This is a genomic window from Pedobacter nototheniae (assembly GCF_004335085.1).
Taxonomy (GTDB): Bacteria; Bacteroidota; Bacteroidia; order Sphingobacteriales; family Sphingobacteriaceae; genus Pedobacter; species Pedobacter nototheniae.
Genome location: NZ_RQRS01000067.1, coordinates 1 through 527, shown reverse-complemented (window position 1 = coordinate 527; position 527 = coordinate 1). Strand labels below are relative to the sequence as shown.

At 35.5% G+C, this 527-nt stretch carries 1 protein-coding gene; it reads right to left on the bottom strand.

Going from position 1 to position 527, the window contains the following annotated elements:
- Window positions 1-527: hypothetical protein (locus EHC72_RS22865; RefSeq protein WP_165585924.1), on the bottom strand; the 527-nt coding region annotated here is incomplete at both ends.

Sequence of the window (527 nt, the reverse complement as noted above, 5' to 3'; positions counted from 1 at the left end):
TCTATTAATGTGTTTGATGTTGTTTTAGGATCTACATAAGTAATCGTGCCACTTGCGCCAACGATTGGAATCATGCCTGTGACTGCTCCTGCATCAACTTTGATCTTATCTGAGGTAATCGTATTATTCTGGATCATGTTTCCAGTTAATTTGTCAGTTAAATTAACTGTACTCGATACGCCACTTACATTACTCGTTAAATTAACTCCTGTTAAACTTAAATCGTTTGTCGTTGATTTGGTAATAGCTTCAACTGTAGTCCACTTAACTGCACCGTTTACATCTGTACCTAATACTCTATTTTTTTCACCAGGACCAGATATTTTATCTAGAGTTAAAGCTCCATTTGAAATTTCATTTGAGGTAATCGAGTTCGGTGCAATGCTTAATTTCGCATTAACTAAAACTGAACTGCTTAATCCACTTAATCCATTTACTAATACGATACCATCGGTACTAATGTCTTTCTTATCTATTAATGTGCCTGATGCTACTTTAGGATCTACATAAGTAATCGTGCCACTTGC